Here is a 23,999-nt window from a genome sequence, read left to right on the forward strand (position 1 = left end):
TGTACCCTGTAGCGTGCTCTACCTAAAAGATAAAGGAGAATATATGCATCAGAAAAAATCTACGGTCTTGGTAATTTTGGATGGCTTTGGTTATCACAAAGGGACAATTGGCAATGCCATTGCACAAGCAAAAAACCCCACCATAAATTCATGGCTGAGAACCTATCCCAATACTTTGCTAAAAAGCTCGGGCACCGCTGTTGGGCTTCCCGAAGGATATATCGGCAATTCAGAAGTCGGTCACATAACCATTGGCAGCGGCAGAATAGTCCAACAACCACTGACTATCATAAACAATGCCATTACCGATGGATCATTTTCTGCCAATCCAACGTTGGTAGACGACCTAAAAAAATTACAAACTACGGGCAAATCCTTGCATATCATCGGCCTACTTTCTGATGCCGGCATTCACAGTAACCAAAAGCATCTGTACGCTTTTTTGCAAGCAGCAGCAGATTGTGGCATTAAAAATATTATTGTGCACCCTTTTTTGGATGGCCGCGACACGCCACCTCAATCGGCAGCCCATTATTTGCAAGAGCTTGAGACCTTCTTACACAATCTCGGCTGCGGCATTATTGGTAGTATCCACGGCAGATTTTACGCCATGGACCGCGACCACCACTGGCAACGCACTGAACAAAGTTATCACACCCTTACCATGCAACAAACAAACAAAACTCACTCATGGCAAGAAATACTTAAAGAGTCATACGCCAATGACATTACCGATGAATTTATAAAGCCCATACAATTGACGCCAAAAGCGGTTATTAAATCTGGCAGTGGCATTATATTTTTTAACATTCGGCCCGACAGAGCTCGCCAGCTCACACAATGTTTTGTCGATACTCACTTTGACAAATTTCCTACACAACAGCTCAATCTCACGTTTTTTATAACACCCGTCACCTACTCAAGTGCTCTCAAAACAGATGTGCTCTTTGAACACCCTGTCGTGCCCAATACACTTAAAGAGGTACTCGATGCAAACAACAAGAGCATGCTTGCTGTTGCCGAAACAGAAAAATATGCGCACGTCACGTACTTTTTTGCTGGCGGCAAAGAGAAAGTATTCCATAACGAGACGCGTATTCTGGTGCCATCGATAGAAGCTATCACCTATGTAAAAAATCCAGAAATGTCTGCCGAACACATCACCCAAGTTGTTATTAAATCGCTCAAAAAAGTGCCTAAAGATTTTTATATTATTAACTATGCTAATGCCGACATGGTTGGCCACTCAGGTGATTTGCAAGCAACCATTAAAGCTATAGAATGCCTTGACCGGGAATTAAAAAAATTATTTGAGATTGTGGTGGAACAGATGGACGGAACCATGTACGTTACCGCTGATCATGGCAAAGCAGAAGAGATGATTAATGCTGATGGCACACCGCGCACCGCGCATACTACTAATTGCGTGCCATTTATTATGCTGCGTAAGGATTTAGAAAATAGTGATTACCAACTGCCATTGACCCAGCTTGCTGATATTGCACCATTTATTTTGGAGACTATGGGGTTGAGTGTGCCTAATGAGATGAAAAGATAATAAATCGATTATTGATTGAATCGAAAAAAGAATTGGGCTCGCTGTGAAAAGCAAAACCCAATTCTTTTTTAATCTAAAATTAGTTATTTCTTAGCTACTTTTTCTCTGAGTACTCTTTCTCAGCCTTCTCAAATAGTTTCTTTATTGCATCATTTGCTGCATAATCCTTTGCAGTTTGACCATTTTTATTTTTTATAGTGATATCTGCTCCTAAGGAGAGAAGTGCTGCTACAATTTTAGCATCGCCATCTTTAGAGGCATAAAAAAGTGCGGTAGGAAAGTTAGTAGCTTTTGATGCTGCAGTAATTTCATTTGGATTGTTTACAATGTTGGGAAATAACGGTAAGTAGTCTTTATATTGCGCTTCTAGCGCTTTAGTTATGATATTAACAGCTTTTGTATTATTTTTTTTTCGAGCAATATCAAGAGCAGTCTGTCCAATCTTATTTTTAGCATTTATATCAGCATTTGCCTTAATTAACGCTTCCATTATTTCAAGAGTTATTGGCTGACTAGATCTAGAAGCCAACATTAAAGGCGTCTCGCCTTCGGCATCTTTTGCATTTACATCAGCACCTGCTTTAATTAACACATCAGCTTCATTTTTAGCCTCAACATTCTCCTGATATTGAAATATCCCAGTAGAAACTTCATGAAGTTTTGTTCGAAGCCAAAAACCAGTTGCATCAATAGGGGCAAAGTGTTCAAGTGCATATTTAATATGTTTTAGGCCTCCTGCGAACAATACTTCCTCAGGAGTGCCGTGCTCTTCTCGGACTGATCTAATGTAATAATCAGCATTATTCTTTTTTCTAGCAATAGCAATAGCTTGTTCTTGTTTTTTTTTAGCTAAATCTTCCACGATTTTTTCTATTAAAGATAGATTAGGAAAATACCCACTTGATTCTCGTGTGATCGTATTAAATTCTCTTTTTGCACCTGCTTTAATTAATTCTTCTATCATTTCTTCGTTGCCATTAGACGCAGCAAACATAATTGCTGTCCAAGGATAAGGTGAATTCTTTTGCGTATACTGAGCATTAACATTTGCTCCTTTTTCCAATAATTCCTGAACAGTTTTTAAATTATTATCATGAGCTGCCTGCATAAGAGGCGTCATTTCGCTCACCACTTCTTCCTGACGCTTTTTGTCTTCTGATGCTACCGCACCCGGTGCAGCCGCAAATAATAAGCCCACCACTAATGATTTAAATAATACGTTCTTCATACGAAGATCTCCTTTTGATTGGTTTATAAAAATAACTACCTGAACTATTCAAGCAATTCTAGAGAAACATTCTCTATTTGAAATAATAACAGGGGGGGGGGGTATAAACGCAATAATTTGATAGAATTTTTTATTTTGAACCTGAAAAACGGTGTTGTGGTGGGGAATTTATTGGGATGGCAGAGAAGTCTGAGTATAAAATATGCTTTTTATTGAAAACAAGAATTCTATTATGATATATATAGGTTACATACAACTAACAATTTTTATATGTTTTGACGATCTATAAGTAGCCAATTTTATATATTTTGGCAAGCTATAGATAACCAAAATGATTTAACGTCTACCATTTCTTCTTTGATAGGCCTCTCTTCGTTCTTCTTCTCTTCGTAAAGCCTTTAGTTCTGCTAAAGAAATGCCTGATGCTTCCGCTAATTGCATAAGCTCAAAATCATTTTCATTATTAACTGCAGTTTTGCATTCACCTGATTGCAACCGACTCGTTTCTTCTGCAGTTGCGCATGAGCTTGATGAAGATGAACTAGAACTCGATGATGACGAAGAACTGGCCGTGCCCGCCGAAGCCTTGTGCGAAGGCTGGGAGCTACTTAATGCTGCCCCACTAACCTGTCTTTGCTCTTGAGCCAAGCCCAAACTACAAAGGCCTGGTGATGAGGAGGAAGATGCAGAAGCCATATAATTTTCAACCAATTTAATCGCTGCAATACGCCTGCTAACAGAATATTCTTCTGGTTCAAGATCCCACATTGTTAGCTGTCTTCGTTCCTCATTTTCTCGCATTGCCACATATTGTGTTTCATATTCTTCAACAGTCATACCCAAACTGGCAGCCGCTAGCATAGCCTGATGTATTTGTGGATTTACTTTATTACCCGCAATGGCGGCACTACAATTGCCTGAACCTAGCGATGAAAGCGCACTTGAAGAATGGGACCGCTTCATATTCGACTGAGCTGATGTATCTACCTGTATTTTTTTAGCTTCCACCTTTGCTGAATCATTACTAGGCAATAAAATGAGCTGAGCGCATTCATATTCGTTAGTCGGAATGTTCTGCGAACAAAACATAAGAAACTTGTTTGTTTCTACATATTCTTGATGTATATCTAAAGCATGTTCAAGATTTTCATACACATTGGACGGCACCTTAGGCTTAAATATTGCCAGAAGTTTGGATGTCTCTACATACTTTTTTTCAGGCGATAGAAATTGTTTGATATATTCATAGTCACTTGAAGCTATTTTTGGTTTAAAGAACTCAAGAAGCCTTGATCTTTCCAGGTATTCTTTGTCTTGCGATGCTTCGCGAATAGCACTACTGGATGAAGGATCAGCATAGTCTGCAATCAATTCAATCAATGTGGGATAACCCTCAATTTTTTTGTTGGAGAATGGCAGGATAGACCTGGAAGACACTGCTCCATTTTTTAATGCTTCACCATCAGCGACTTGAGCAGTGAGCTCTGCTACCAAAGCTCTGTAATCTTTATGATCCCGATCCTTATCGTGCCCCATGGCTAAGACTGGCGTATAAATAAAAGATGCCGATATCAACATCGTCACTAAAAATAATCTTTTCATGATACAACTTCGCTCGTAATATGGTTCAAAAAAGGTAACTTTACCAAAAGAATATATTACGCGCAAAAATTGTCGAGAAGAATGGATTAGAAGCGCTATTGATTGCCTGCTATTTGACCGATTTGGCAAAATAGACATACCCATCATCGCGGCTAGTTTCAGCAAAACCAAGTTTTCTGTACACCGCTTGGGCGCTTAGATTGTTGGTTCGAGTAACCAAAGTGACTTTGCTGATTCCCATCTTTTTCAGATCATCAAGAGCGTATTGTGCTAATTTTGCTCCATACCCCTTACCGCGGAATTCTTTTTTTACGGCCAAGAAAAGCAACATGCCTTCGGTTGGTGTCTTTTTATAGTAAGCTGCAAAGCCAACAAATTGACCATTCTCACGCAGCACTTTGATATTCAGTGCACCCACGTATAACGGATTGTCATTCGGCGCCTTATGGTCAAGCATCATATCAACATTATAATCGTCACTCGACAGCAGCCAATAACGATCCGTCGTAAAGAAATCTTTAATATTTTGTCGATCACGCACTGCATCGTAAGCAATGATAGAGCTTTGCTCTTGTGTTGCAACGGGAGCAGGACTATAAAAAACATAGTAATCAGAAAGAATAAAGCCCAAGAAGATGAGCCCTATAATAACAAGAAACATTACTAATGTTGAAAAACTTCTAACTCTTATATTCAACTTCATATAACACCAATCCTTTTGCAGGAGCATTAGGCAATAAATGCTCAGGATTTTTTGCCTCTAAAACCTGCTTTAATAACCCCACATCCAAATCCTTACGCGATGCGACCTCAATGCAAGCACCGCTCATCCTTCGTATCATATAACGCAAGAATTTCGGCCCCACAATTGCAATTCTATACGCGTTATATTTTTCAACATATTCAATGCTTACCGCATCTATACGTCTAATTGTATCATCTCCGCGCTCATCACCGCTACAAAAAGATCTAAAATCGTGTGTCCCTAGGAAGACATTAAGGCATTGTTGTAACTTTTCCAAATCAACTGGATAACGGAAAAACCAACCAAACCGCTGCGTCGTTGGCAATGGACGCTCTAAAAAGAAATGATACCAATAGGTTTTGGTGACAACGTTGCCATGAAGGCTAAAATCTGAAGGAATTCGCTCAATAGAACGAATGACAATTTCCGCCGAAAGTCTGTTATTCCAAGCATGGATCATGACCTTAGGATCTATATTCATAACCACAGAAAAAATCGCCACTTGTCCCAGCGCATGCACGCCTGCGTCTGTGCGAGAAACCCCCCGCAAAACAATCGACTTGTTAAATACGGTATAAAAAACATCCTGCAAAGTCTGAGCGATTGAGGGCCGATCCTTCTGTCTTTGCCAGCCAAAATAATCGGTTCCATCGTAAGCAATAATAATTTTATAGGAATTGAGCATGGTATATTTCTTATTAAAAAAAATGTCCTGACCTACCAATGGAAGATCAGGACATTTTTTATTTCAATTAAATTACTTGCTACGAGCTGCAGCACGTAAGATTTTTTTACGTAAACGAATGTTAAGAGGGGTAATCTCGATTACTTCATCGGGACGGATCCACTCCATACATGTTTCAAGTTCCATAACGCGAGGTGGTATCAACTGAATAGCGTCATCAGTACCTGATGCGCGCATGTTAGTTAACTTCTTACCCTTGCATGGATTAACTTCTAAGTCATTGTCACGGCTATGTTCGCCGATGATCATACCTTTGTAAACTTCTTGTGTAGGTTTTACAAAAAGAATACCACGTGGTTGTAGACCATCTAAAGCGTAGCCGGTTACTGAACCTTGTTCCATAGATACTAATGCACCTTTGGTACGACTTGGAATATCACCCTTGTATGGTTGATAGCCAAGGAAACTAAAGTTTGCAATACCGTTACCGCGTGTATCTGTTAAGAATTGGCTTCGGAACCCAAGCAATGCTCGTGAAGGAACTTCATATTCCAAACGTACACGGCCGTTATCGTAATTAGTCATGTTTTTCATGATTGCTTTACGACGTCCAAGACTTTCCATAACAACGCCTTGGCTTTCTTCTGGCATATCAATAACCAAAAGTTCCATAGGTTCGCACTTTACACCATCGATTGTTTTATAAATAACTTCTGGTGCAGAAATTTGTAACTCAAAACCTTCACGGCGCATGTTTTCTACCAATACACCAAGATGCAATTGGCCACGGCCTGAAATCTTGAAAATTTCTGGTGTTTCGGTTGGTTCTACACGTAATGCAACGTTAACGCGTAATTCTTTTTCTAAACGCTCTTTAATTTGACGTGATGTTAGCAATGTACCTTCGCGTCCACTGAACGGAGAGTCATTAACCGCTAGATACATAGTCAAGGTTGGTTCATCAATCTTAACATAAGTATGTGGCAATGGTGAGCCAACAGCACATAAGGTTGTACCAATTGCTGGTGGAGCTTCAAAGCCAGTCACCGCAACGATATCACCAAATTCAGCTGAAGGAGTTTCAGTCTTATTTAAACCAACGAATTTAAAAATCTTAGTGATCTTTGTTGGTTGGCTTACAAAATCATCCTTGCAACAGGTAACTTGTTGACCAACTTGGATAGATCCACTAAACATACGTCCAACGGCTATAGGCCCTAGGAAGTCTGAGTGATCTAAATTGGTAACCAACAATTGCAATACTTCTTCTTTTTCTGTTGGAGCTGGAACGTAGTCAATGATCGCTTGGAACAATGGCTTCATATCGCCTGAACGCATTGATGAGTCAGTGCTTGCAAAACCCATTCTTGATGAACCATAGATTATAGGGAAATCTAATTGGGTTTCATCAGCCGCTAAATCAAGAAACAAATCGTGAATTGCAGATTCAGTACGCTCAATATCAGCATCTTTTCTATCAATTTTGTTGATAAGAACGATTGGCTTAAGTTTAAGCTGCAACGCTTTGCCTAACACAAAACGAGTACCAGGCAATACGCCTTCAGCAGCATCAACCAACAGGAGGAAACCCTCAACCATTTGTAGCGTACGTTCAACTTCACCACCAAAGTCACTGTGACCTGGGGTGTCTACGATGTTAATAGAGAAGTCACCGTATACTATACCGGTGTTCTTTGCCAAAATGGTAATCCCGCGCTCTCTTTCTAAAGCGTTTGAATCCATGACACGATCGGCTTGATCATTTTTAATAGTACCCGACTGCCGGAGCAATTGGTCAACCAAGGTTGTTTTACCATGGTCAACGTGGGCTATAATAGCTATATTGCGAAGATTGGAACGTTGTCTTGTGGTCATTATTGGTCCCCTCGGTATAATTTTCTTATGTAATCTAGAAAAAAAAGAGGCCAGACAATAACGTAGGCCTCTTTTTTTTATTCTTTTTCTATCAACCCAACATTAAAATGCGGCCGATGTATAAGGCAACAATGCCATAATACGTGAGCGCTTAATCATTTGGGATAATGCACGTTGGTGCAAGCAACAGTTGCCAGAAATGCGTGCAGGTAAAATTTTGCCACGCTCTGTTAGAAAGCCTCTAAGGAATGGAACGTTTTTAAAGTCCATTAATCCTAGTTGCTCAGCGTTACCACAGAAACGGCAGTGGCGAGAAGCCGCAAAACCATAACGGCGGGAACGTTTTTTTACTAAACGGGCACTTATTTTAAGTTTTATTTTTTTTGTCATAGACTTACCTTACTTGAGTAATAATCAGATCAGCAGTTATTCTTCGTCATCTTCAAAAGCATCTTCAGAGCTTTCAGCGCCGCCCATGAAGCCATCCATTCTATTCTCTTTCAAGAATGTGGATACGTCACGCGCAGGAGCATCTTCAAGTGAAGGTGGTTTTTGATATACCAATGATTGTTTTGGTGCCAACTGAATAATCATGTTGCGCATTACCAATTCATGGTATTTAACCGCGAAGATAGACTTAACTTCTTCAACAGCTGCTGCTTCTGATTCAAATCTCACAAGGAAATAAGTACCATAATCATATTTTCTGACTGGGTATGCAAGTTTATACTTGCCCCATTTTTCAAAGGAAATAATTGAACCTTTAACACCTTTGATGATGCGATCGATATGATCTTCAATCGTCCTAGATTCATCAGCGGTTATTTCTGGAACCGTAAGCAATAAAGCTTCGTAGCGGGATACCATTGCGGGCATACTCCTATCAAACTAAGTGGATATAAATGAGACTAATTGGAAGTGTTCTTTAAACACTATAAGACAAGAACACCTTGCCTTATTTAGACGTAAGCGTAAAAAACGCTTCTCTAGTAATAAAAAGTACCATAAATACTAGAAAAATCTAGATTTATGGTACAAATTTTATATACGTTTATGTAATAAGACTATTACGCAAACTTTTGATGACGTTGGATAACGCGACCAATAATACGGAAGTGATCCTTGCCACGAACTAAAGCAATTGGTGGAGTCTTGTGATTCACAGACTCTAACACAATGAAATCTTCAGTGTAGGTAACTTGCATAACCGCTTTAATCGCAGTGTCATTGCCATATTCTACGGCAGCAACATCACCTGAACGAGTCCACACTTCTGGAGAAACGATCAAGTAATCACCTTTAATAAACGATGGAGCTAGGGTATTGTTATCGATACACAAAGCAAACATTGAAGTATCAGTCGTATTTAAAACAGGAACAAAGATATCTTTGTAACCAGTGGTTATTTGCATAAGTTGGTTGTTGTATGGTGATGGGTTCGATGGAACTTCACCAACTACAGGCACAATTTGTACCTTTAATTCAACATCAGACTTTTCAGGCAAGCTAACATTGTTATCAATGTTATCAGTGCGTTGACGGCGTTGAGCAAAAAGATCCATAGGGCTGATTTCAAAAGCATTAGCTAATTTTCTCAGTGAATCTTCGTTCCAACGTCTGGTTCCGTTCTTAATATGGGTCAAGTAACTCTCAGACATACCGGTCTTTTCCGCTAAAATCTTAGTGGTCCAGCCTTTCTCTCTGAGCAACTCTTTAACACGTAATTGTGTTGACGTAGATATCATAAAATATACTCCTCTATTACAATAGTTATGAAACTTTAGTATGATTAAAACATCTGCCTTATTTCTAATAGTACTCATAAAATGACAAATGTCAACAAGAAAGTTCATGTGGCCACAAAAAAGAGACTAAGGGTCAATTTAACTAAGAATTTCTATGAAAAACTAGCCTGGACAGATAATCATGCCGTCTGTGGCATTGACGAGGTTGGCCGGGGGTGCCTAGCTGGCCCTTTGGTTACCGCAGCCGTCATACTTCCCCCAGGCAAAACGCATCGACTTCTTAAGGACTCCAAGCTCATGACCGAGGAAGAACGACTCAAGGCAAGCCTTTGGATAGCCAAAAATGGCTGGGTAAGCTATGGAATAATCCACCATCGAACCATAGACAAGCACAATATTTGGCAGGCTACCCTGATTGGCATGAAAAAGGCCCTGGTTAACCTGTTGGCTACCTGCCCCTTGAAGCCAGCCTCAATTTTGGTTGATGCCATGCCTTTGACCCTACTGGACACCAATTTTCATACCATCCCAGTCCATCACTTTCCCTTTGGCGAAAAACTTTCGACCTCAATAGCAGCCGCTTCTATTATGGCTAAGGTTAAAAGAGATGCATTAATGGGCAAATTAGACCCCCTGTTTCCGGGCTATCTGCTCGCCCAACATAAAGGTTATGCTACCGCTTTGCACTATAAAGCAGTTGGAGACCTTAATTATTCAATGATCCATCGCCTCAGTTTTCTGAAAAAAACGTTAAACCCTCCTAGTATTGATCAAGAGAACCATGAAGAACAACAACGCATTTGCTGAAATCATCGAAAGCTCATTACAAGGCTGGCTTGCACAAAGCTGGCAATGGAACCAATGTCCCCAATTTGGCTCACTTGTCACCGTGCAAACCAAAAAAAGGACCCTTTTTGGCATTGTCCATCAGGTCAATACTGGGTCAATGGAACCTATGCGGTACCCCTTTCCCTATCAAAAGACCGAAGAAGAGCTGTTGCGCGATCAACCACAAATTTTTGAATTTTTAAAAACAACATTCTCCTGCCTTGCTATTGGTTATCTAGAAAAAGGCCACATCTATTATCTTGCAACCCCTGAACCACCTCAAATCCACTCCTTTGTGCAATCCATGGATCAAGAAACCATGAAGCAATTTTTTGCCAAACCAACCTACCTTCATCTGCTTTTTGGTTCCTCTAATCAATTATTCAACCTCGATGATCTTTTGCTTATTTTGCTTAAACAGCAAGCAGAACTCAACATCGCCTCTGCCAACAAAATTACCACCTTCATTAATACCTACTCACTGCTTACAGGCAATGACTATCGCCGCCTTAAGCTTTTTTTACAACGAGCCAGCGACATCATTGAGACGCCACTATAAACAACCGAACCCAACAGGACGCCCTTTCTATTTGTAAATTTTTATTGCATTGCAGCGCCGCCATACGCTAGCCTAGTAAGTGGAATGATAACGGCTGTAACCTTAGCAATGAAAAAATAGGGGAATAGGACCATGAAACGTTTAAAGATAATGGGACTTCTGGTGCTCGGCTTTATGGGATTTGCTGCACAAAATCTTTTTAGTGGTTGCTGTGATGCGCTCGATGAATGCCAAAACAGAATGGTTTTTAGAATAGGGAAAGATAAAACAGGTAAAATTACCCAACAACGATGGATCCTACGGGACAATAATGGTTATGGTAATAAAATTACTACACAAAATGGTAAATGCCCAACACCAGGTTGCGACCACGGTATCTCACGCCATACGTGCGATTGCTGCAACATGTCTTATGGCGCAGCAACAGTAGAAACGGTACCAGAAGAAGCCATCAATGATTTTACCAATAAAGGCACTGTTGATGATTTCACCAAACTTGCACGAAGAAAACAAGGATTGTATAAATAATCAGGTATATAATGAGGTAGAAAAACCATGAACATATTAAAAAGCCTACTCTATATAACTATAATCAGCGCCAGTTTTCCTTTTGACTCGCTCTACGGCAATTGCTGTTCATCACCAAAAAGCTCATCAACGACAAGAATTTTATGTTCTACTGATGGCTCCTGTGGCCACTGTGTGAACTCATTAAAATTAGTAAAGGCCGGTCAAAATGAAGCATTAATATTCGTTGATGGGCAAAACAATCCCGTACTCATAACAGATCCTTCTTACATCGTGTACCAAAATTGTCCCAACTGCAATCACGCCATCACAAGTCATACGTGTGACGCTCATGGTGTTGATAGAATGGAAACACCTACACCCTATGAGAGAGTGCCCGAAATAACAAAAAAGTAAAAACTGTTGTTAAAACAGCTCTTTCATAAATTCATCTATTTGCTTGGCGGTGACGGTAGCACTCATAGCACGATAGAACTCTTCGTCATACTCTCGTGTTTGAACTACAACTGGCATAGCGACGGCATGTCCCAGTAAAAGAGCCTGTTTTTTGCTATCCAAAGAAGCAAGCACAGAACGCAAGCTCGTAGCATTATTCACGCCTGTAAGCACAGCTTGAATATCTCGCTCGTCATTAAGCTGAGCAACTACCTTGGTACCAATTTGCGATAGAATTTCTGGGTCAATGCCCGATGGTCGCTGATCGACTACCAACAGAGAAACGTAATATTTTCTCATCTCTCGCGCGATAGTGCCAAAAATTGTTTGGCGTGCTGCCTGAGGATTTAAAAATTTGTGCGCTTCTTCAATAGTAATCATGAGTTTTTTTGGTTCGTCTTCTTTTCTTTGTGAACCTAAAAAGTTTTCTGTCTTTTCGATGTATTGTGTGTGAATTCTACGAGTAATAATGTTGGCTATCAAAAGGTATACAAAGGTTGAAGTATAGTTGCCAAACTCAACCACTATATTAATACCACGGTCGATATATTCCATCATTTGATCGATAACTGAATTGTGTTTATACGCACCCCCACCCTGCATAGGCTGCAAAAATGGTAGACGCTCTATACGTTTTAATTTTCTATAGAGTGCAGCAATTGATTCTGGATGCGCCCCAATTGATTCGGCGAATTCTTTAATGTTATCGCCATTCGTTAACAATGCCTGCAACCAATCCTTTTTATACTTTGCGGCAATTAAATGTGCTGCTTCTAGTGCCGTTGCATGGAGATTCAATTCACTTTCTAATGACAGAATATCTTCCACACTAATTGCTTGGTAGGGAATTACGACTTCAACATCGGGCATGCCACCTCGACGTCGTGTAGAATCGGGGTCAAGAGAAAATATTACCACACGGTCGGGGAACAATGTCTTTAATCCTTTAACAAACGATTGGGTCTTGCCTTCTTTGCGTGCTTGGAGACCATATTCACTGTGCATATCAAAAATAAGGTTTACGGCCTTTTCATTCTTAATAAGACCAGCGAGCACTAACCTGGTTAAGAATGTTTTGCCTGTTCCTGTTTTTCCAAAAATACCATTGCTTCGCTCGGTGAGTTTTTCCAAATCAATACAAACCGGCGTATTCATATCTAAAGGAGAACCAATATTAAAGTTTTTCTTACTTGCATCAGCCTCGTCACCAAAAATAAGTGCAACATCACGTTTTGTCGCTTCATGCACGGCTGAAAAATGAGGTGGAATAGTTTTGACCGGCATTGGTTGGTCGTCTTTATTCAACATTAACATGGGTTTTAATGTTGCTGTGGCATAAATATCTTTTTGTTTGAGAATGGAACTTAGTAACGTCTCTTGCTCGGTTGGTGGAAATAATAAAATATCCGGATGCGTAACTTCCAGGGCTAAGTCGGTAATAAGCGAGAAGAAGGTGTGCTGTTTGCCGGTAATAGAAACAAACTTGCCTGTTTTGATATCTTCCAGATGAGCTTCTGGAACGATACGCATAACAAAGCCTTCAACGAGAGATCCGGAAATAATAGTGCCGAGGAGCTTTTTCATAGATGTAAAACTTTATGTTGTTTGATTTGTTATTAAAAAGTATCGCTTAAAAATAATGTTGCTTCCGTACGCATAATATCCGCAATGCCTTGCTTGACGATAAACGATTCTTGCTTGCCGCTCTTTAAACAAAAAGTAACTTGCTTGTTGGGAGCCAACGTGACAATCATTGGTGCATGGCCAGGTTGAATCACAAAATTGCCAACCGCTGTATTGAGTTCAAGCCAAGCAATTTCAAGATTTGACTCTCCTGAAGGACTTATAATCAGCAGCTTCATTATAAAGTGCTCATTAAACGTTTCGCTTTTTCTTTAGCTTCTTGCAGCGTGCCAACCATGTAGAAGGCATCTTCAGGGATGTCGTCGCAGTTGCCGTTAATAATCTCGTCAAAATCGTTCACTGCTTGTTCGCGCGTCACATATCTGCCCGAAAGACCACTTGCAAACTCAGCAACAAACAATGGTTGCGTCAGGAATTTTTGAATCTTTTTGGCACGTTTAACCGTCAACTTATCTTCGTCTGAAAGTTCTTCCATACCAAGAATGGCAATAATATCTTGCAGTTCTTTAAAGTGCTGTAGAATATTTTGGATGTCACGGGCTACACGGTAGTGCTTTTTACCTACAATGTCAGGCATCAATCCTTTTGAATTCGATTGTAATGGGTCAATGGCTGGATATAAACCAAGTTCTACTAATTTACGTGAAAGTACCGTGTTGGCATCAAGATGCATAAAGGTAGTTGCTGGTGCCGGATCGGTAATATCGTCAGCAGGAACGTACACTGCTTGAATCGAAGTAATAGAACCATTTACCGTATTAGTGATACGTTCTTGGAAAGCACCCATTTCGGTAGCTAAGGTCGGTTGATAACCAACGGCTGATGGAAGACGTCCAACAAGTGTAGAAACTTCTGAACCTGCTTGTACAAAACGGAAAATGTTATCAATAAATAATAACACATCCTTCTTTTCTCTATCTCTAAAATACTCGGCCATAGTAAGGCCGCTCAAACCAACGCGTAATCGTGCGCCAGGCATTTCGCCCATTTGGCCAAACACCAGCGCAGTTTTATCAAGCACGCCAGTCTTTTTCATTTCAAGCCACAACTCATTGCCTTCTCGAGTACGTTCGCCAATGCCGGTGAACACCGAAACGCCACCGTGCTCGGTAGCAATGTTGCGGATGAGCTCTTGTACTAAAATTGTTTTACCGACGCCAGCGCCGCCAAAAAGACCAATTTTTGAGCCTTTAATATAAGGGCACATGATGTCGATAACTTTAATACCCGTTTCTTGAACTTCATTAGCAATTTTTTGTTCGATAAGCGCAGGAGCTTGACGGAATATAGGCCAGGTTTCTTCTGCTTTAAACGGTGGTTTATCATCAATGGTTTGACCAAGAACGTTAAAAATACGACCGAGAACATTGTTGCCGACAGGCACTTTAATGCACGAGCCGGTATCAACAACAGACAATCCGCGCTTGATTCCAAAAATATTATTGATCGCAATACACCTCACTGTGCCATCACCCAGTTGTTGGGCAACTTCAATGCTCAGGGTACTTGCAGGTTTATCGTCATGTGCAGGAATCTGGATATGAAGTTCATTATAAATATTTGGTGTAGATTCTGGCGAAAACTGAACGTCAACAATAGTGCCGCTCAAACGTAAAATTGATCCGTTAGCTTTTTGCGTTGCAATCATAGTATTTTTGGCTCTTTAAAAGTGATACAAAGCATTTTTATTATAAAACTTAGTTCAAGAGCTATATCTTGTCAAAAGAAATTGCGTAGAAAACTTTTCAACATTCGTTGATCTTCAACAATAAACTCTGTATATTAGAAATTGGAATGTATAACTTTGTTAATTTCAGAGACTTTAATGCCTAAAGCAACTACTATTATTTTCAACAATTATTTCTCCCTGAAGCACTGGGCTTAGCCCGAACAATTCCATGGAATCATGCAATCGCTTGAATTCAGACCTCACCCTTTCTTAAAAAAAATATATTCGATTTTGATAGCGTTGGTATACAGCACTATCATTAATTCATCCGCATATGCTTATTAAAGCTTAGCTATTTTAGCGCTTGAGCATATACATCACTCAGGAACATTATCATGACATTAAAACAGACTTTATTATTGATTACTATAACGCTAACTTTCTTTTCCCCAACTCCAACAATTGCTATGGATCGCGATATGCGCCTCATTGCAGATCTCTTCAACATAACTGCTCCCAACAAAAAATATAACGCAGAACCTCTTGATGAGGCACTGTTCGCCGCTACTTCAAAGTCAAAAGTCCAATCTGTTAAATCGCTGCTCATGCAAGGCGCAGATATTAATTATTCCAGCGATTGTGATGACGGGTACCCACTTATGTTGGCTGCGCGCATGCGCCCTATCGAATGCTTTGAGTACTTACTAAGGTCGGGCGCAAGAATATATACCAAAGTGCAAACTGATGAAAACGGAATAATCAGCGCTTACGATGTAGCAAGGCAACAAAAAAGCACCAGAAATGTTTTGCAAAAATATACTAAAAATGCACTGCAAAATATCGGTAATAAGTCAGAATTTAGTAAACTTTCTAAGGAACAGAAATTGGATCGTTATCAAGACAAAGTATACCTAAAATTCCAACAAAAGAGACTAACCAATGTCACTAATGCCATTAGGCAAGCTACCAATCTCTGTCCCGACATTATCAGGCTTGTTGCTCAATACGCAGTACGCAAATAGCAGTTCGAGAATAGAAATATTGTTAGGATATAAGTGGAAATGCCTGCACCAAGCTCATGTCAGCTTTTTGCAGGCGATCTTCTAATTCTTGTTCATTTAATAAGCCAATTTGTGTTCCCACATGCCCAATAACTGAAGCACTGTTAAGAGCGCCTGCCATCAAAGCCTGTTGCACTGTTTTGCCCTGCAATAAACTTGCAACAAAGCAGGAACCGAATGCATCTCCGGCACCCAACGTGCTCACGACTTTAGCGGGCACACTCGACAGAAAATAGATAGTGGAATCAGTGGCTACATAAACACCTTCAGCACCATTGGTGACCACCACAATTTTTGGACCACGGGAAAGAATTTCCCTGAAGTATTGGTAAAAATTAAAACAAACTTCTTTATGATTAAGAGGCCCCTGTAGTAATTGCGGCACTTGTTCTATTGGCTCTTGTTTTAGAGCAGTATCAAAAACTTTATCTTGTAGGGCTGAATTAGCTTCCAGTAATGAAACCATAAACTGCTGCGCCTCTGAACTATTTAAAATCAAAATATCAATATTAGGGAGCGACTCACGCAACACAGCTGCTCCCAGCAAAAGCTGGCTGCTTCCAGGATTAACCGCAACCGGTTTATTATATTTTTTTGCATAGGCCGTGATGGGCAATAGTAATTGAGATGATGCGGCACTGAGCGATGTAATATACATCTGATCGGCTGTCTCAATAGCCGACCACGGCAACTCACTTTCTTTAATCGTAAGATTTGCACCGCGATATACCAATGCTACTTTGTTACCGGAAGAGCAGGGAATGATAAATGAAACACCTGTTTTTTGCGTTTCATCACGAACCACATTATAGGTCGCTACATGTTCCCTGCCCAATTCCAGTAGTATGTAATCTCCAGCTTGATCACCACCAAGTTTAAAAAAAGCTTCTACTTCAAATCCCAGTCTCCGGAAAGAAACTGCAGAATTAGTAGCCCCACCCCCAAGATGATAAGCAATATGTTTAACCTCTATTTTTCTACCTTCTTCAAGGAGAATAAAGGATTGTTCACGTGCTTGATCATGCATGTGCAGCATATGCGCTGTGTCATATTCAATGAACACATCGCGCATGGCGCCACCAAGGGTTAGTACTTTTTTCATAGTCGCCCAACCTATTAGCTATAACGAACTTTACTTACTACTTCCTGTGCCATCAAAACCTGGTCAATAACTTCTCGTGCATGATTAGCCCACATAATGGAAATATCTTCCGCAACTTCCTCAATGCCAATAAGATCATGTCTATTTTTGTGTGGCAAAATAACATGAGGAATATGATTTCGCTTGGCAGCTAAAATCTTTTCCTTAACGCCACCGATTGGCATCACTTCACCACGCAAATTCAACTCGCCGGTCATGGCATATTTACCATTGATTGGTCGTTGTGTTAACGCAGAAAGAATTGCGGTTAACATCGTTATTCCTGCCGAAGGACCATCCTTTGGAATCGCCCCAGCTGGCACATGAATATGTAAATCAAAGTTAGTAAAGAGTTTATCGTTAATACCAAACTCTTTTGCATGGGCCCTGGCGTAACTTAAAGCTGCATGGCATGATTCCTTCATGACATCGCCAAGTTGTCCGGTCAACGTTAATTTCCCTTTGCCAGGCATTAAAATTGTTTCTATCTTCAAAAGCTCCCCGCCATATGATGTCCATGCAAGACCATTGGCAATACCAACTTGGTCTGCCTGCATCATTTCATCATCGAGGAATCTTCGCGGTCCCAAATATTTATCAAGATTATCAAGACCCACCGTAATGAGCTTATCATCCTCTACGAGCGAACGTGCAGCCTTGGAACAAAGCTTGCGTATCACACGCTCACATTGCCGCACACCTGACTCACGAGTGTAGTTCGTAATAATATCTTTAAGCACCGGTTCTTCGAGCTTAAAGTCTTTACCCTCAAGACCACACTCATCAACTGCTTTGTTGATTAAATACTTTCTACCGATACTCATTTTCTCATCGAGGGTGTACCCTGAAAGTTCTATGATTTCCATACGGTCACGTAATGGCTCAGATATTGCATCAATATTGTTGGCTGTCGCAATAAACAATACTTTGGACAAATCAAAAGGAAGCCCTAAGTAGTTGTCATAAAACGTATCATTTTGTTGTGGATCCAATACCTCAAGCATTGCTGCCGATGGATCACCACGGAAATCTGCACCGATTTTATCCAACTCATCAATAATCACCACAGGATTACATGACCCAGCTTTTCTGATAGCTTGCATAAATCGACCTGGCATGGCACCAACATAGGTACGACGATGACCTCTAATTTCGGCTTCATCTTTAACACCGCCAAGTGAAATACGAATAAACTTTCTGTTCAAGCTTTTTGCTATTGATTCACCCAATGAAGTTTTACCTGTTCCTGGAGGGCCGTACAAACAAAGAATTGGTGCAAGCCCATTCTTTTTGAGTGTGCGTACCGAAATAAAATCGAGAATTCGATCTTTAACATTCTTTAAGCCAAAATGATCTTCATCAAGAATCTTTTTTGCATGCTTAATATCAAGATTATCTACCGTCTCAATGCCCCAGGGTAAAGCAAAAACCCACTCCAAGTAGTTACGTGTTACCGTTGCTTCAAGAGAATCTGGCGCTGTTCTTTCAAGACGATTAATTTGACGACTTACTTCAAGCTTGACTTCATCACTTGCATCCAATTTGGCAAGTTTATTACGCATAACTTCAATTTCTTCATCATCTTCTTCGCCAAGCTCTTTTTTAATAGCCCGTATTTGTTCGCGCAAATAGTATTCTTTTTGTGATTTGTTCATCGATTCGCGTGCATTGCTTCTGATCTTTTCTTGAATTTCAGCAACTTCAATTTCTTTGCTCAGGAAAAAATAAATACCTTCTAAAAATTCTTTTTGCGTTGCAGATTCAAGCAGCTTTTGGGCTTGTTCAACGGTCAAATTTAAATGTGACAGAATAAAATCTGCAATTTTCTCGGCATCCTGCATTTTAGAAAGAATAATATGGAAGTCAGGGCTAAACGAATGCCCTGAAGAAACCATTTTTTCTGTCAAAAGCTTAATGTGTTTAACTTGTGCCAAGAGCTCGGTTGCATCACTTGGTTGAAATTCAATACGCTCCACCATGGCACTCAACATATTTTCTTCTGCAATTACTTCTTTAACATTTGCGCGAGAAATCCCCTGAACAAGGATCTTTATGCCACCATCTGGTATCTTAATCAAACGCATAATAGAAGCAATGGTACCCGTTTGATATAAATCTTGTGTGCCGATGGCGCCGTGATTATCCAAGTTATTATTCTTAGCGGCAAGCAACAAAACCATTTTTGATTCTTGCAATGAACGATTTACCCCTGCAATAATTTTTTCGTCCATAACCAACAACGGTACGATCATGTGTGGGAAAACCACAACATCCATCGTTGGTATAACTGGGAGTATCTCCGGCAAGCTCTCTTGAATAGTATGATTTGATACAGTTTTCATTCTTACTCCCCCCTTATTTGGTACTCGTAGTCACCTATCCCCTGCGACACAGATACCAGGTGTATTTTTTGTCCCCTTTAATAAAAAGTCTAGGCAAAACAAAGAACTAAAAACAATATTTGGCAGGAATGGAGGTAAAACACTTTTTTTCAAGCGAGTATTATGAGCGATAGATGAAGGTGTGCATAAAGAATAAAAAAATTTTGCTGTATAACGACCTGTGGTACTATACTCAATATCACTACCCATTACTAAAAAAGGTTCCTATGATTACATTAGCCGCCAGAGACCTGAAAAAAACATTCTTACAAGGTGATAGCACTATTGAAGTCCTCAAGGAAATCACCGCAAGTTTTGAGCGCAACCACACCTATGCCATAACCGGCCCTTCTGGCTCTGGCAAATCAACCCTCATGCATTTACTCGCAGGACTTGATAAACCCACCCATGGCACCGTGCTTTTTGAGGGAAAAGATGTTGCACGATTGTCAACACCGCATCGAAAAGAATTTTTAAATAAATCCGTCGGACTCGTGTTTCAATTGCCCTATTTAATTCGCGAGCTTTCAGTCATAGAAAACGTTATGCTCAAAGATATGATTGCTGGCAATTACCAAGAAGAATCCAAAGATACTGCGCATACGCTTCTTAAAAAAATGGGCCTTCACCATAAAGCTGCCCACAGCCCATTCTCATTATCCGGTGGAGAACAACAGCGCATTGCTATTGCACGGGCTATTTTTAACAAACCAAAATTTCTCTTAGCCGATGAGCCAACCGGCAACCTTGATGTCAAAACAGGTAAACTGATTGTTGAGCTTTTAGTGGCATGCCAAGAAGAATGGCAGATGGGTATTATTGTCAGCTCACATGATGCATACGTTGCTGAGCGCATGACAACCGTATTGCATCTCGAAAATGGCCTATTACAATAAAGCGTTGCGCTCATTGTTTTATTTTTTCTATAATTGCCTGAATTATACATAACCAAAAAAGGAGTCCCCATGAAAAAAATTATTTTATTTACTTGTATTACAAACCAACTATGTTTCACACTAGTAGCTATGGATAAGCCACCTGTCAAGCTTAATCCTCTAGAGTCCACACAAAAAAAAGAAAGTCCCGACTCATCACCCCAAGCTATTTTACGCCGGCGCCTTGAACAACAATATTTAAGCATAGAAGTAAAAGATGATGAATCATCCCCACAAGGCATTGTACCTAGACATCTAAGCAACAATGACAGGCGATCATCTGCATCCGTAGTGTCAATGGACAGTTTGGGCGACCTAATCGATCGCAATTATCCTCATGGACTGGAAACCAATCCAAATTACGCTCACAGAGAATCTCCAGTGAGCACCGTAGGACCTCTGCCAGCGGCCACAGAACATAAAAGTTCAAAGCCTGGTCACAGAAGAGGAGATACAGAAATGGAGCTAGAAAAATTAACCCCTGACATGGTAGCAAATGCCTATACTCAACTGGTAAAAAAAACACATGATATAGATCTACCAACAGATTCTGCAGAAGAAATCCTCAAACAATTAAATCCAGAAGAATATAAAGATATTTATCGCAGCATTCGAGAACTTAATCTTGAATTGAACAATAACAAGCGATCATCTCTAACCCGTACCATGTTTGGCTTAAGCTCACGTGGTGGTATGGCACGAGAAAGCGCTTTCCATACACCAGACAGCTTAAGATATGGCACTAGCTCATCATCTTCTTCTTTTGCTGCCCCTGAAACCTCTAGTTCATCATCTTCTTCTTCTTCTTCATCTTCTTCTTTTTCGATCCCTGAAACCCCTAGTTCATCATCACACCAAGAAAAAGTAAGCGCCTTTCTCATAGCAGCACTTGATAACGCGCGCAAAAAACAAGAAGAACTTGCAAAAAAAAGCGCCGAAGAAGCCATAAAAAATGCTATGGAGGCAATAAAGCACGCCCAAGATGCAGAAACAAACAAACAATTAGCTACTACAAAAGAAAATGAAGCGCTTGTAAATGAACAAAAATTTAATGCTGCGGAAAGACAAAAACTTTGTCACCAATGCCTCAATATCTTAACAGGGGCAGCGGGAACTGGCTTAGGCTTTTTGGCCGGCTATTTAGGTTTAAAAAATAACTAACACCTACCTGCATAAAAAAATGGCCTTATACTACGTTTATTTTATACTCATAGCTAAATAAACTTATTATAAGGCCATTTTAGCGTATAAAGGTGTTTCATGAGTACCGTATTACATAAAAAATCCATCCTTAAAAAAACATTCGAGGTTGGCAGCTCAACACTTTTGAGCAGGTTCTTTGGCATCATTCGCGAAGTTCTCATGGTCAGATATTTGGGAGCAGGCGCAATCTCAGATGGCTTTCTCACCGCTTATAAAATTCCTAATTTGTTGCGTAAAATATTTGCCGAAGGAGCTCTTTCAGCTGTCTTTATTCCAACCCTAGTCGGCATAGTACGCAAAGATAAAAAACAAGCGAATAGCCTTATATCATTAGGATTTTTAGTATTTGAATCTTTCCTACTTGTAGCATGCGCCTTGATTATGTGGCATGCGCGGACCATATTGGAACTTATGGTTCCCGGTTGGCCAGCCGAACAAATTACTGCTACCGTGCCATTTTTACGCATCTTAATGCCCTTTATTCTTTTTCTTTCGAGTAGCGCACTCCTTGCAAGCGCCTTGCAATCAGTAGGCCATTTTTTTGTACCCGCTTTCGCTCCCATACTCCTCAATATTGTCTTTATTGGGTCTCTGCTCATTTGTATGTTTTTCTCACTACCTGTCGAATATTTTTGTGTTTTTATTTTATTTGGCGGGCTTGTACAATTTATCTTCCATTTAATTGCTTATATTAAGTTACACTTTGCTTTTGGACCTATAAATCAAGAGGCCAAGCAACAGTTTAAAGCAATCATTCTTAGATTTTTGCCCTGCGTATTGACTATAAGTGCTATGGAGATTGCTCTTTTAATTGACACCCGTTTTGCTTCATATTTACCCGCAGGAACAATATCATTACTCAATTACGCCAATCGTTTTATGAATATTCCATTGGGTGTTTTTGCCGTAGCTTTTTCTACCATCCTGCTTCCCCATTTTTCAAGAGTAGCCGTTTATGCACCAAAGCGTTTAAGCTTCTATTTGCTGGAAACAACCAAGTTTGTTTTTTGGGTTACCGTTCCTGCAACCATTGTCATGTCATTTTTTGCCGAAAAAATATTCCTCACGATTTTTCTTTCAAAGAAATTTTCCCTTGCACAAGTGTATGAAGCAAAAACTCTTTTAATTGCTTTTTCCCTCGGTTTATTCTTCTTCTCACTCAATAAAATCTTGCTCAGTCTTTATTATGCGCTGCATGTTACCTGGATTCCAACTATTATTTCTATCATTACCACACTACTTAATATCGCGCTCGATTATGTTTTAATGACCCATTTCCAATCAATCGGATTAGCTTTGGCAACGACGATTTCAATGGGCGTGGTACAAACACTGTTGTTTGTAGTATTCTTGAGATACTACTTTAAATTCAGCTTTTATCTGAAAAATTTTCTCAATTTTTTTATTCGCTACACGGCACAACTCGCTCTTATTTTGACAGCATCTTATGGTCTCTATCGTCTCTGCTTAGTGCTTGTCGCAAAATTACCCATAACTCTTGCATCTTTTATGCTTAATGGACTAGGATTTTGGTTCTGGGTCGGGCCACTCTGTGGCGCAGCGGCATTAACTATCTTTTGTACCCGCAGGCTTTTTAACATTAAACTACACTTTTTAGATTAACGTTTTAGGATGATATCTATGAAAAGACAACTTTCAGCAGGCATCGTGGTGTACTATGAAAATAATCAAAGTACAGAATATCTTTTACTGCAATATGGCGCTGGTCATTGGGATTTTGCCAAAGGAAAACTAGAGCAAGGTGAAACTAAAATACAAGCAGCACTGCGCGAACTGCAAGAAGAAACGGGCCTGACAACCATCGATATCAAAAAGGGCTTTGAAAGCTCCCTCACCTACACCTTTCAAGATTTTCGTGGTAACCCAGTGGAAAAAACTGTCCACTTTTTTATTGGACAAGTACCAACCAAGGAGAAAATCACCCTATCGCATGAACATAAAGATTATACTTGGTTGCCTTTTGAGCCGGCGCTCGAACAACTAACCTATCAAAACGCTAAGGATGTACTCACAAAAGCACATGAGTTTTTAAAATGACCCCAACTCTTTTTTTCTTGACAATCCAACCAGGGGCTGTTAGTTTTTTTTGAATCTTAAAAAAAGATGCTTTAAAGTGTCCCTAAAATGAACAATACGTTAAAAATATTGTTCACCCC

Annotated in this window: 23 protein-coding genes; 10 read left to right on the forward strand and 13 right to left on the reverse strand. The window is 40.0% G+C overall.

Translation table 11 applies throughout. The features are described from left to right. Window positions 1-43: 43 nt before the first annotated feature. Window positions 44-1,558 carry a 2,3-bisphosphoglycerate-independent phosphoglycerate mutase gene (gpmI, locus tag NTX86_06235; GenBank protein MCX5922894.1) on the forward strand — a complete coding sequence of 505 codons (1,515 nt, stop codon included), beginning with the start codon at window positions 44-46 and terminating at the stop codon, window positions 1,556-1,558. A 94-nt stretch (window positions 1,559-1,652) separates the two neighbouring features. Here the strand turns inward: gpmI and NTX86_06240 are convergent, their stop codons facing one another. The 8 genes from NTX86_06240 to NTX86_06275 form a co-directional block, all read right to left on the reverse strand. Beyond that, a complete protein-coding gene (locus tag NTX86_06240) occupies window positions 1,653-2,786 on the reverse strand; it encodes an ankyrin repeat domain-containing protein (protein MCX5922895.1) in 1,134 nt (377 codons plus the stop codon). A 336-nt stretch (window positions 2,787-3,122) separates the two neighbouring features. Further along, on the reverse strand, window positions 3,123-4,388 hold the full coding sequence (locus tag NTX86_06245) for a hypothetical protein (protein MCX5922896.1): 1,266 nt from the start codon (window positions 4,386-4,388) through the stop codon (window positions 3,123-3,125). Window positions 4,389-4,497: 109 nt separating this feature from the next. After that, window positions 4,498-5,091, reverse strand: a complete 594-nt coding sequence (locus NTX86_06250; GenBank protein MCX5922897.1) for a GNAT family N-acetyltransferase — start codon at window positions 5,089-5,091, stop codon at window positions 4,498-4,500. Continuing rightward, window positions 5,069-5,818, reverse strand: a complete 750-nt coding sequence (gene truA / locus NTX86_06255) for a tRNA pseudouridine(38-40) synthase TruA (GenBank protein MCX5922898.1) — start codon at window positions 5,816-5,818, stop codon at window positions 5,069-5,071. The genes NTX86_06250 and truA overlap by 23 nt, the downstream gene beginning before the upstream one ends. Window positions 5,819-5,890: 72 nt before the next feature. Next, window positions 5,891-7,693 carry a translational GTPase TypA gene (gene typA / locus NTX86_06260; protein ID MCX5922899.1) on the reverse strand — a complete coding sequence of 601 codons (1,803 nt, stop codon included), beginning with the start codon at window positions 7,691-7,693 and terminating at the stop codon, window positions 5,891-5,893. A 102-nt stretch (window positions 7,694-7,795) separates the two neighbouring features. Next, on the reverse strand, window positions 7,796-8,083 hold the full coding sequence (gene rpsR, locus NTX86_06265; protein ID MCX5922900.1) for a 30S ribosomal protein S18: 288 nt from the start codon (window positions 8,081-8,083) through the stop codon (window positions 7,796-7,798). Between the two features lie 36 nt (window positions 8,084-8,119). Continuing rightward, window positions 8,120-8,569 (reverse strand): 30S ribosomal protein S6, encoded by a 450-nt coding sequence (gene rpsF, locus NTX86_06270; GenBank protein MCX5922901.1) that lies wholly within the window; start codon window positions 8,567-8,569, stop codon window positions 8,120-8,122. Between the two features lie 191 nt (window positions 8,570-8,760). Beyond that, the gene (locus NTX86_06275; protein MCX5922902.1) at window positions 8,761-9,438 is read right to left on the reverse strand and encodes an XRE family transcriptional regulator; all 678 of its coding nucleotides are present in this window, start codon (window positions 9,436-9,438) and stop codon (window positions 8,761-8,763) included. A gap of 81 nt (window positions 9,439-9,519) precedes the next feature. Between NTX86_06275 and NTX86_06280 the strand changes: the two genes are divergently transcribed. The 4 genes from NTX86_06280 to NTX86_06295 all read left to right on the forward strand — a co-directional run bounded on the left by NTX86_06280 (window position 9,520) and on the right by NTX86_06295 (window position 11,749). Continuing rightward, window positions 9,520-10,245 carry a ribonuclease HII gene (locus NTX86_06280; protein ID MCX5922903.1) on the forward strand — a complete coding sequence of 242 codons (726 nt, stop codon included), beginning with the start codon at window positions 9,520-9,522 and terminating at the stop codon, window positions 10,243-10,245. Continuing rightward, window positions 10,220-10,825: a hypothetical protein gene (locus NTX86_06285; GenBank protein ID MCX5922904.1), complete on the forward strand. Its 606-nt coding sequence runs from the start codon at window positions 10,220-10,222 to the stop codon at window positions 10,823-10,825. Before NTX86_06280 ends, NTX86_06285 begins: the two co-directional genes overlap by 26 nt. Window positions 10,826-10,957: 132 nt before the next feature. Then, on the forward strand, window positions 10,958-11,353 hold the full coding sequence (locus NTX86_06290) for a hypothetical protein (protein ID MCX5922905.1): 396 nt from the start codon (window positions 10,958-10,960) through the stop codon (window positions 11,351-11,353). Between the two features lie 27 nt (window positions 11,354-11,380). Continuing rightward, window positions 11,381-11,749, forward strand: a complete 369-nt coding sequence (locus tag NTX86_06295) for a hypothetical protein (protein ID MCX5922906.1) — start codon at window positions 11,381-11,383, stop codon at window positions 11,747-11,749. Between the two features lie 9 nt (window positions 11,750-11,758). Here NTX86_06295 and NTX86_06300 read toward each other — a convergent pair whose 3' ends face one another. The 3 genes from NTX86_06300 to atpD are packed head-to-tail and all read right to left on the reverse strand — an operon-like array spanning window position 11,759 to window position 15,080. Continuing rightward, complete coding sequence (locus NTX86_06300; protein ID MCX5922907.1) at window positions 11,759-13,372, reverse strand: DUF87 domain-containing protein; 1,614 nt, start codon at window positions 13,370-13,372, stop codon at window positions 11,759-11,761. Window positions 13,373-13,404: 32 nt separating this feature from the next. Continuing rightward, entirely contained in the window at window positions 13,405-13,650 is a 246-nt protein-coding gene (locus NTX86_06305) for a hypothetical protein (GenBank protein ID MCX5922908.1), read from the reverse strand. Beyond that, the gene (gene atpD, locus NTX86_06310) at window positions 13,650-15,080 is read right to left on the reverse strand and encodes a F0F1 ATP synthase subunit beta (protein MCX5922909.1); all 1,431 of its coding nucleotides are present in this window, start codon (window positions 15,078-15,080) and stop codon (window positions 13,650-13,652) included. The genes NTX86_06305 and atpD overlap by 1 nt, the downstream gene beginning before the upstream one ends. A gap of 416 nt (window positions 15,081-15,496) precedes the next feature. On the opposite strand from atpD, the gene NTX86_06315 reads away from it, so the two are divergent. Further along, the gene (locus tag NTX86_06315; protein ID MCX5922910.1) at window positions 15,497-16,123 is read left to right on the forward strand and encodes an ankyrin repeat domain-containing protein; all 627 of its coding nucleotides are present in this window, start codon (window positions 15,497-15,499) and stop codon (window positions 16,121-16,123) included. Between the two features lie 22 nt (window positions 16,124-16,145). Here the strand turns inward: NTX86_06315 and NTX86_06320 are convergent, their stop codons facing one another. Beyond that, window positions 16,146-17,264, reverse strand: a complete 1,119-nt coding sequence (locus NTX86_06320; GenBank protein MCX5922911.1) for a carbohydrate kinase family protein — start codon at window positions 17,262-17,264, stop codon at window positions 16,146-16,148. Between the two features lie 14 nt (window positions 17,265-17,278). Then, a complete protein-coding gene (lon, locus tag NTX86_06325) occupies window positions 17,279-19,645 on the reverse strand; it encodes an endopeptidase La (GenBank protein ID MCX5922912.1) in 2,367 nt (788 codons plus the stop codon). Between the two features lie 266 nt (window positions 19,646-19,911). On the opposite strand from lon, the gene NTX86_06330 reads away from it, so the two are divergent. From NTX86_06330 to NTX86_06345, 4 genes are all read left to right on the forward strand, one after another. Continuing rightward, complete coding sequence (locus NTX86_06330) at window positions 19,912-20,580, forward strand: ABC transporter ATP-binding protein (protein MCX5922913.1); 669 nt, start codon at window positions 19,912-19,914, stop codon at window positions 20,578-20,580. Between the two features lie 69 nt (window positions 20,581-20,649). Continuing rightward, the gene (locus tag NTX86_06335) at window positions 20,650-21,780 is read left to right on the forward strand and encodes a hypothetical protein (GenBank protein ID MCX5922914.1); all 1,131 of its coding nucleotides are present in this window, start codon (window positions 20,650-20,652) and stop codon (window positions 21,778-21,780) included. A gap of 99 nt (window positions 21,781-21,879) precedes the next feature. Beyond that, entirely contained in the window at window positions 21,880-23,445 is a 1,566-nt protein-coding gene (gene murJ, locus NTX86_06340; GenBank protein ID MCX5922915.1) for a murein biosynthesis integral membrane protein MurJ, read from the forward strand. Window positions 23,446-23,463: 18 nt separating this feature from the next. Continuing rightward, window positions 23,464-23,880, forward strand: a complete 417-nt coding sequence (locus NTX86_06345; GenBank protein ID MCX5922916.1) for a bis(5'-nucleosyl)-tetraphosphatase — start codon at window positions 23,464-23,466, stop codon at window positions 23,878-23,880. Window positions 23,881-23,999 lie beyond the last annotated feature (119 nt).

This window comes from Candidatus Dependentiae bacterium, assembly GCA_026389015.1.
Taxonomy (GTDB): Bacteria; Babelota; Babeliae; order Babelales; family Vermiphilaceae; genus JAPLIR01.

Excerpts from the sequence above, each read along its gene's own strand:
- NTX86_06275 (MCX5922902.1), bottom strand. The coding sequence starts at position 9,438 with ATGATATCTACGTCAACACAATTACGTGTTAAAGAGTTGCTCAGAGAG.
- atpD (MCX5922909.1), bottom strand. The coding sequence starts at position 15,080 with ATGATTGCAACGCAAAAAGCTAACGGATCAATTTTACGTTTGAGCGGC.
- rpsR (MCX5922900.1), bottom strand. The coding sequence starts at position 8,083 with ATGACAAAAAAAATAAAACTTAAAATAAGTGCCCGTTTAGTAAAAAAA.
- NTX86_06305 (MCX5922908.1), bottom strand. The coding sequence starts at position 13,650 with ATGAAGCTGCTGATTATAAGTCCTTCAGGAGAGTCAAATCTTGAAATT.
- NTX86_06330 (MCX5922913.1), top strand. The coding sequence starts at position 19,912 with ATGATTACATTAGCCGCCAGAGACCTGAAAAAAACATTCTTACAAGGT.
- NTX86_06240 (MCX5922895.1), bottom strand. The coding sequence starts at position 2,786 with ATGAAGAACGTATTATTTAAATCATTAGTGGTGGGCTTATTATTTGCG.
- NTX86_06300 (MCX5922907.1), bottom strand. The coding sequence starts at position 13,372 with ATGAAAAAGCTCCTCGGCACTATTATTTCCGGATCTCTCGTTGAAGGC.
- rpsF (MCX5922901.1), bottom strand. The coding sequence starts at position 8,569 with ATGCCCGCAATGGTATCCCGCTACGAAGCTTTATTGCTTACGGTTCCA.
- NTX86_06315 (MCX5922910.1), top strand. The coding sequence starts at position 15,497 with ATGACATTAAAACAGACTTTATTATTGATTACTATAACGCTAACTTTC.
- NTX86_06285 (MCX5922904.1), top strand. The coding sequence starts at position 10,220 with ATGAAGAACAACAACGCATTTGCTGAAATCATCGAAAGCTCATTACAA.
- NTX86_06290 (MCX5922905.1), top strand. The coding sequence starts at position 10,958 with ATGAAACGTTTAAAGATAATGGGACTTCTGGTGCTCGGCTTTATGGGA.
- typA (MCX5922899.1), bottom strand. The coding sequence starts at position 7,693 with ATGACCACAAGACAACGTTCCAATCTTCGCAATATAGCTATTATAGCC.
- NTX86_06280 (MCX5922903.1), top strand. The coding sequence starts at position 9,520 with ATGACAAATGTCAACAAGAAAGTTCATGTGGCCACAAAAAAGAGACTA.
- NTX86_06250 (MCX5922897.1), bottom strand. The coding sequence starts at position 5,091 with ATGAAGTTGAATATAAGAGTTAGAAGTTTTTCAACATTAGTAATGTTT.
- NTX86_06320 (MCX5922911.1), bottom strand. The coding sequence starts at position 17,264 with ATGAAAAAAGTACTAACCCTTGGTGGCGCCATGCGCGATGTGTTCATT.
- NTX86_06335 (MCX5922914.1), top strand. The coding sequence starts at position 20,650 with ATGAAAAAAATTATTTTATTTACTTGTATTACAAACCAACTATGTTTC.
- NTX86_06295 (MCX5922906.1), top strand. The coding sequence starts at position 11,381 with ATGAACATATTAAAAAGCCTACTCTATATAACTATAATCAGCGCCAGT.
- truA (MCX5922898.1), bottom strand. The coding sequence starts at position 5,818 with ATGCTCAATTCCTATAAAATTATTATTGCTTACGATGGAACCGATTAT.
- lon (MCX5922912.1), bottom strand. The coding sequence starts at position 19,645 with ATGAAAACTGTATCAAATCATACTATTCAAGAGAGCTTGCCGGAGATA.
- NTX86_06245 (MCX5922896.1), bottom strand. The coding sequence starts at position 4,388 with ATGAAAAGATTATTTTTAGTGACGATGTTGATATCGGCATCTTTTATT.
- gpmI (MCX5922894.1), top strand. The coding sequence starts at position 44 with ATGCATCAGAAAAAATCTACGGTCTTGGTAATTTTGGATGGCTTTGGT.
- NTX86_06345 (MCX5922916.1), top strand. The coding sequence starts at position 23,464 with ATGAAAAGACAACTTTCAGCAGGCATCGTGGTGTACTATGAAAATAAT.
- murJ (MCX5922915.1), top strand. The coding sequence starts at position 21,880 with ATGAGTACCGTATTACATAAAAAATCCATCCTTAAAAAAACATTCGAG.